At 46.8% G+C, this 6,492-nt stretch carries 7 protein-coding genes; all 7 read right to left on the minus strand.

Features of this window, described 5'->3' with window-relative positions; all coding sequences use genetic code 11:
- Positions 1–24: 24 nt before the first annotated feature.
- The 7 genes from BM265_RS16110 to hisS all read right to left on the minus strand — a co-directional run bounded on the left by BM265_RS16110 (position 25) and on the right by hisS (position 6,133).
- The gene (locus BM265_RS16110; protein ID WP_074963017.1) at positions 25–951 is read right to left on the minus strand and encodes a hypothetical protein; all 927 of its coding nucleotides are present in this window, start codon (positions 949–951) and stop codon (positions 25–27) included.
- Between the two features lie 163 nt (positions 952–1,114).
- Entirely contained in the window at positions 1,115–2,257 is a 1,143-nt protein-coding gene (locus tag BM265_RS16115; RefSeq protein WP_074963018.1) for an ABC transporter ATP-binding protein, read from the minus strand.
- A 189-nt stretch (positions 2,258–2,446) separates the two neighbouring features.
- Positions 2,447–3,187 (minus strand): pseudouridine synthase, encoded by a 741-nt coding sequence (locus tag BM265_RS16120; protein WP_074963019.1) that lies wholly within the window; start codon positions 3,185–3,187, stop codon positions 2,447–2,449.
- Positions 3,187–3,837: a DUF3592 domain-containing protein gene (locus BM265_RS16125; protein ID WP_074963020.1), complete on the minus strand. Its 651-nt coding sequence runs from the start codon at positions 3,835–3,837 to the stop codon at positions 3,187–3,189. The genes BM265_RS16120 and BM265_RS16125 overlap by 1 nt, the downstream gene beginning before the upstream one ends.
- A 152-nt stretch (positions 3,838–3,989) precedes the next feature.
- A complete protein-coding gene (locus BM265_RS16130) occupies positions 3,990–4,472 on the minus strand; it encodes a hypothetical protein (RefSeq protein WP_074963021.1) in 483 nt (160 codons plus the stop codon).
- On the minus strand, positions 4,465–4,806 hold the full coding sequence (locus tag BM265_RS16135) for a hypothetical protein (RefSeq protein WP_074963022.1): 342 nt from the start codon (positions 4,804–4,806) through the stop codon (positions 4,465–4,467). The genes BM265_RS16130 and BM265_RS16135 overlap by 8 nt, the downstream gene beginning before the upstream one ends.
- A 4-nt stretch (positions 4,807–4,810) precedes the next feature.
- Positions 4,811–6,133 carry a histidine--tRNA ligase gene (gene hisS, locus BM265_RS16140; RefSeq protein WP_074963023.1) on the minus strand — a complete coding sequence of 441 codons (1,323 nt, stop codon included), beginning with the start codon at positions 6,131–6,133 and terminating at the stop codon, positions 4,811–4,813.
- Positions 6,134–6,492 lie beyond the last annotated feature (359 nt).

The following is a 6,492-nucleotide window of genomic DNA, read 5'->3' on the forward strand; positions in this document are numbered from 1 at the left end:
CCTACGCATCAACATACGGTCCGATCACCAACGACTTCTATCCGTATGCTCGTTATTCACCATAATATAATTACAATCTGTATTCATATATTCAATATCATTTACAGGCACGTATTCCTGTATTTTCTTTTCCTTTATATATCGTGAGCGATATCTGAACAGCATAGACCAGTCCAGCAGCCAGGGAATGTTTATAATCAGAAATGCCGGAATGCCCTGCCATCCCTCTGCACCCAAATAGAGTATGATAAGCACCGGATCAGCCAAGCTGAACATACCGAACAGCAGACCCACTATCAACGGATTCACCAGACGTTCTTTTCTGTTAATTACTGCCATCACTATCAGAAGGATGATGTTCGCACCCCACGCTATTGTCTCCAGTAAAAATATAAATATATAACCCAGCGCCCGACCCGCGTTTCCGCCCTCACCGCTGCCGAATTTTGCGTTTTTAAAGCTTCCTGTCGCAGCATCGAATTTGCCATCGAGCAGTACATCCTCTCCATTTTTATCGAGGAGATCGATATCACTGCTTATCTGCTTTATCTTCCACCTGTCATCACATACTGCCAGACGTATCAGCTTGTGGTTTTTGCAGAAGCCGCGAATTCCATCCTGTGAATTAAAATGCACAGAACATACCGTCATAGTTTCACTACGAGAGCCCGGCAGATTTTCCGTACCGAATTCAACGTTGGAAACTTCAGATATCTGATCTGCAAGCACAAATCCGTCTTTTTCCGCGGTATATATTTCCGAGCCGACAATATCAGCATCATAAGGCGTTCTCAGTTCTTCATCATCTGTTGGCTTTGCCAGTACGAAAACCCTTTCGCCCTCTTCAAGTCCAGTACATTCTATATCAATACTTGGACCGGCGGCACACCCACAAAGCATACACACTGTCAGAAGCACCAAAGCCACTATCATAAATTTGTATCTTCTCATAGTTATCCCCTCCGTATCATATACGGATAAGCCCCCGCCTTTTTATGGGATACCATAAATATTTGTAGCACTGCACAACATCTATCCTGCAGATTTATGAAAACATACAAAAACCGCCCTCTCCATTACGGAAAGGGCGGATAATATCCTTATTGATAAGCTATCAGTTTACAACAGCCTTCTCAGTCTCCTTGTCGAAGATGTGGATTCTGTTAGGATCAAGAGCTACCTGGATCTCGTCCTGAGGTCTAGCAGTAGATCTGGGTGATACTCTTGCAGTCAGGTTGATACCCTCGCAAGTCAGGTACAGATAAGTCTCAGCACCCATCATTTCAGTTACTTCAACAGTAGCATTGATGATACCGGTCTTAGCAGCAGAGAGGAACATCTCCTCATCGTGGATGCACTCAGGTCTTACACCGAGAACAACTTCCTGATTTACCAGGGGCTCAAGTGCCTCGGGATCAGCCTTGGACTCGGGAACTTCAACTTCATACTTAACGCCCTTGGAGTTCTTGGTATCCTCGGAACCGAACTCAACAACATACTTGCCGTCTCTCTTCAGCAGCTTAGCATCGATGAAGTTCATCTGAGGTGAACCTATGAAGCCTGCAACGAACTGGTTAACAGGATTGTTGTAGAGGTTTGTAGGTGTATCGATCTGCTGGATGTAACCATCCTTCATAACAACGATTCTGTCGCCCATGGTCATAGCCTCGGTCTGGTCGTGTGTTACGTAGATGAATGTAGTACCCAGCTTCTTGTGCAGCTTGGAGATCTCGGTTCTCATCTGAGCTCTCAGCTTAGCATCCAGGTTGGAGAGAGGCTCGTCGAGCAGGAATACCTGAGGCTCACGAACGATAGCTCTACCCAGAGCCACACGCTGTCTCTGACCACCTGACAGAGCCTTAGGCTTTCTGTCGAGCAGATGAGCGATATCCAGGATTCTACCAGCTTCTTCAACCTTTCTAGCAATCTCGTCCTTGGGAACCTTTCTCAGCTTCAGACCGAATGCCATGTTCTCAAAAACTGTCATGTGAGGATACAGAGCGTAGTTCTGGAAAACCATCGCGATATCTCTGTCCTTAGGAGCTACGTCGTTAACAAGTCTGTCTCCGATGTACAGCTCACCTTCACTGATCTCCTCCAGACCTGCGATCATTCTCAGTGTAGTTGACTTACCGCAGCCAGAAGGACCAACCAGGATTATGAATTCCTTATCCTTGATCTCAATGTTGAAGTCGGAAACAGCGATAACGCCGCCGGCATACTTCTTATAAATTTCTCTTAATGATACGCTTGCCATTAAAAAGAACCTCCCTATTGAATTTTTTCCTCAAACTCGGACATGGTCACACTTATACCCGAATTAGTACACATATATCATATCAAATTTTAATCTAAGTAGCAAGAGTTTTTTTAACTAAACTTTAGTGAGTTACTTTAGGTATATTAACGAAAATGCATGAAGTGCTGTCAATTTTTTCCAGATAAGCTATTTCCGCGTCAATAATTTTTCAACATCTTTGTGCATAATTTCCAAACACTGACCAAGCTCTAAACCCCTATCCAACGGCATTTCACCTATTGCCACCCTCTTCAGGTAGACCACCTTGTTGCCCACCTTTTCAAACATACGTTTGACCTGATGGAACTTACCCTCATGCAGTATGAGGGTACATTCGCAAACGTTTTCGTCAGATGCCAAAAATTGCGCCGGCAGACACTTCTCTTCTTGGTCGCCCTCATGCAGTCCGTCAATGGTCATGCCCGCTGCCATGATGTCCTTGTAGCTTTCCTCCCATGGTTTTTCCAGCCTGACGAAATATGTCTTTGGCACATGGGTCTTGGGTGAAAGCATTCTGTGACTCAGTTCTCCGTCGTCGGTTATCAGCACGAAGCCTTCAGTGTCCTTATCCAGTCTTCCAGCAGGAAAAAGTCCGTCCCTGCGCAGTTCATCGGGCACTAAGTCAAGGACAGTCCTGCTTGCGCCCTCTTTAGTTGAACATACCACCCCTGCGGGCTTGTTCAGCATGATGTAGATATGCTTTTTATAGGTCAGCTTTTTACCGTCGATGATTATTTCATCATCTGTATTTACCTTAGCGTCCGACCTTGCCATAAGCTTACCGTTGACCGTTATCTTCTTTTTCAGGCAGAGCTTTTTTACGTCCGCTCTCGATATATCAGCAAACTGGGAAGCCACCAGCTTGTCAAGTCTCATTATCTCGCCCATTACATACCAAGCCTTTCATCATTCAGTGCCGCGGTTATCTTTCCCGCGTCGTCCTCAGACATTATGATATCATAATATTCGCCCACTATCGGCGTACCTTTTATCGCCTGTACGCTGACTATCTGCTCCTCACCGTTACGCCTGAACACGCGGAGCTGTATCTCCTTGATACCGTTTTTCTCATACCAGCTTGTGAGCTGTGCCTTGCAGGGTACACCGTTTTTGATGAGTATATTGTATTTTCTCAGGTCTTTCAGCCCCTTGAATAATACTGCTCCGCCACCTACGAAGGCAGCCGCAGAAAGTGCATAGAAAACCATTTTCAGTGCCATGTCAGGCGGACAGTACACGTTCTTCGGGTCATCGGGCATTACATAGCCCTCTATTTTCTGTCCCATCATGACCTTGCCGTTGGCTATGCAGTCAGCCTCTATCCATTCACCTTCAGGGGACTTGTACTTTACCTTCGGTCTGCTGCTTGACCCTGTCACAGACGTTCCTATAACGGTACAGCTGACCTTTATGCCATCCTCTTTGTACTCGCGGCTTTCGTCCATACCAAAGGTGACCACCCACAAAAGCACTGCGGGCACCAGTATCCCGAAAATAAAAACTATCACTGCAGTTGCCGCCATATTCGGTTTCTTCATATCCTGCCCCCTCTTTCATTCACGTTATCTGCTTACACAAAATCGACCCTGCACACAGCATCAGCGCCGCTGTTGTCATCTAAAAATAGCCGCAAAGACCATAAAAAGCCCCTGCGGCCAAACATCATATCATCTGCATACCAATCCGCGACTTACCGCTTTTTCGCTGCAAGTCCGTCGAGATATTTTTTCAGATATTTCTTGTAATTATCGTAAAGCATGACGAATCCGCCTGCCGCACCTACCGCCAGAAATACCAGCGCACCTTGCCACGAGCCCGCAGCAAAAGTACCGACAGCGCAGGCTATGCACAGCAGTATCAGCACCACCGCCGAGATATAGGCGTACAGGGGCTTGCGGAATTTTCCCGTAAGCTCACATACATCGTCCTTTTCGGTTATCTTACCGAAAAAGCCTGTCATACCGCCGTCTTTCTTCTTCGCCTTGTGGTAGAATATCTGCACATTGTCACCGCTGACCCTGCCGTAGTATATACTCTCCATCTTGTGCTTCCTCATGAATCTGCCCATGCTTAGCACGTTCATCGAGGGCTTGTATTCCACAAGATCGCTGTTAAGGCGCTTTTTCAGCTTCTTTTTAGTCAGCTGAACAGTGACGCTGTAATTCTCAGCCATCTGCTTCCTCTTCCTTTGTATCGGGCTTATCGGGATAATCATCAGGGTTGAAGACCTTATCATTTATCCTTATCTCGCCGCCTGTTTTGGTATTAAAGAGCATACCGTAGATCGTACCGCACTTAGTACACCTGAACTGGTGAAAATACTTGTTCATGGTGAAGTGCATATCATCGTCAACTATCTTGCCTAAAGGGCAGGTCGAGAATGTCATCTCAACATCACCCGCTATCAGCAGTCCTACAAGGGAATTAGCGCAGAAAAGATATTCCTGCGGGCTTATTATATCCCTTACCATGATATTCTCACACTGTTCGCATCTGTTACCTGCCATGGAATTACTCCTTTCCGAGCAGCGCTGCCATCTCGCCGTCGATATCCTTGAACATCTCAGCCATCAGCGCATTTGAGAAATTATCAACAAAGCTGTCGTCCAGCTTGATATCAGCCTGTTCGCCGCTTGCCATATTCTTCAGCTTTGCACAGCCTGTCTCCAGTTCGCTGGAACCTATTACCAGCACGAATTTCGCGCCTATCTTGCCTGCATACTTCATCTGAGGCTTTATGCCCCTGCCCATGAGATCGTACTCAACAAAGAATCCTTCGTCTCTCAGCTTCATAGCCAGCTCCATGGACTTATCTACTGCCTCGTCGCCCATAGATGCTATATACAGATCGCAGGTCTTCTCTTCCATGAAGTCGCAGTTCTGCGCTTCCATAGTCAGTATCAGTCTCTCGATACCCATAGCAAAGCCCAGTGCAGGGACAGCCTTGCCGCTCAGTTCCTCGATAAGACCGTCATAACGTCCGCCGCCGCATACAGTGCCCTGTGCGCCGATATCCTTGGATATGAACTCGAAAACAGTTCTTGTATAGTAATCAAGACCTCTTACGATCTTGGGATTTACAACGAAGTCTATGCCCATCAGACCCAGGTACTTCTTCAGCTTCTCAAAGTGGTCGCTGCACTCGTCGCAGAGATAGTCAATTATCAGCGGAGCATTCTTGCCTATCTCCTTGCATATGGGCGACTTGCAGTCCAGAAGTCTCATAGGGTTCTTTTCAAGTCTTTCCTTGCAGGTGTCGCAGAGCTCGTCTCTCCTTGCGCCGAAATAATCTCTCAGCGCCTGCTGATACTTCGCACGGCAGGTAGGACAGCCGATGGAATTGATATTCAGTTCGATATCCCTCAGACCTATCCTGTCCATAAAGCTCTTAGCCATTGAGATAACGTCAGCATCAGCCTTTGCGTCAGCCGAGCCTACCATCTCACAGCCGAACTGGTGGAACTCACGCAGTCTGCCTTTCTGTACGTTCTCGTGTCTGAAACAGTTTATGAGATAATATACCTTCTGAGGGAAAGCCTCGTTGAGAAGACCGTTCTCGATAACAGCTCTCATAACGCCTGCTGTACCCTCGGGACGCAGTGTGAATTCGCTGTCGCCCGTAGCGGTAACTGTATACATCTCTTTCTGAACAACATCGGTAGTCTCGCCCACAGAACGCAGGAAAAGTCCTGTCTCCTCAAAAGCGGGAACTCTTATCTCCCTGAAACCGTACTGCTCAGCAGTCTCCGATGCCAGTTTCTCTATCGTGTGCCATTTATAAGCCTGTGCGGGCAGCATATCAGCTGTGCCCTTGGGTCTCTGTATCATTGCCATTTTTACTTACCTCCTCAAAATATCTTGTAAAATCTCGTAAATACTCGCGAAATCTCAGTATTTCATAAAGTTATGTTCAAGAAATGAACCAAGTTATGGATGATCCAAAGCATTGAATGCCGGATTTAACGTTATCAGGGTATAGCAAACAAAACGTCTTGAGAGATCTGTTTTGACAGCCTTGATGCGACCCATATCCGTTACGGCAGCAAACCTCCTCTGTCCAACGGGATCATTCGTCACGTGAAGTCCCAACTTCCTTCGTTCTGCCTATCCATAACAGGGCGTCGGCGCAGCTCCATTGCGAGGTCATGCCCCTTGGTAATAATTCCTGCCGACTGCCGGCTCATCCTTTGTTG

This window comes from Hominimerdicola alba (genome assembly GCF_900112155.1).
GTDB lineage: Bacteria > Bacillota > Clostridia > Oscillospirales > Ruminococcaceae > Hominimerdicola > Hominimerdicola alba_D.

Bases quoted from the DNA above. Each gene is read 5' to 3' on its own strand.
- hisS (WP_074963023.1), bottom strand. From the start codon at position 6,133: ATGGCAATGATACAGAGACCCAAGGGCACAGCTGATATGCTGCCCGCA.
- BM265_RS16115 (WP_074963018.1), bottom strand. From the start codon at position 2,257: ATGGCAAGCGTATCATTAAGAGAAATTTATAAGAAGTATGCCGGCGGC.
- BM265_RS16120 (WP_074963019.1), bottom strand. From the start codon at position 3,187: ATGGGCGAGATAATGAGACTTGACAAGCTGGTGGCTTCCCAGTTTGCT.
- BM265_RS16135 (WP_074963022.1), bottom strand. From the start codon at position 4,806: ATGGCAGGTAACAGATGCGAACAGTGTGAGAATATCATGGTAAGGGAT.
- BM265_RS16125 (WP_074963020.1), bottom strand. From the start codon at position 3,837: ATGAAGAAACCGAATATGGCGGCAACTGCAGTGATAGTTTTTATTTTC.
- BM265_RS16110 (WP_074963017.1), bottom strand. From the start codon at position 951: ATGAGAAGATACAAATTTATGATAGTGGCTTTGGTGCTTCTGACAGTG.
- BM265_RS16130 (WP_074963021.1), bottom strand. From the start codon at position 4,472: ATGGCTGAGAATTACAGCGTCACTGTTCAGCTGACTAAAAAGAAGCTG.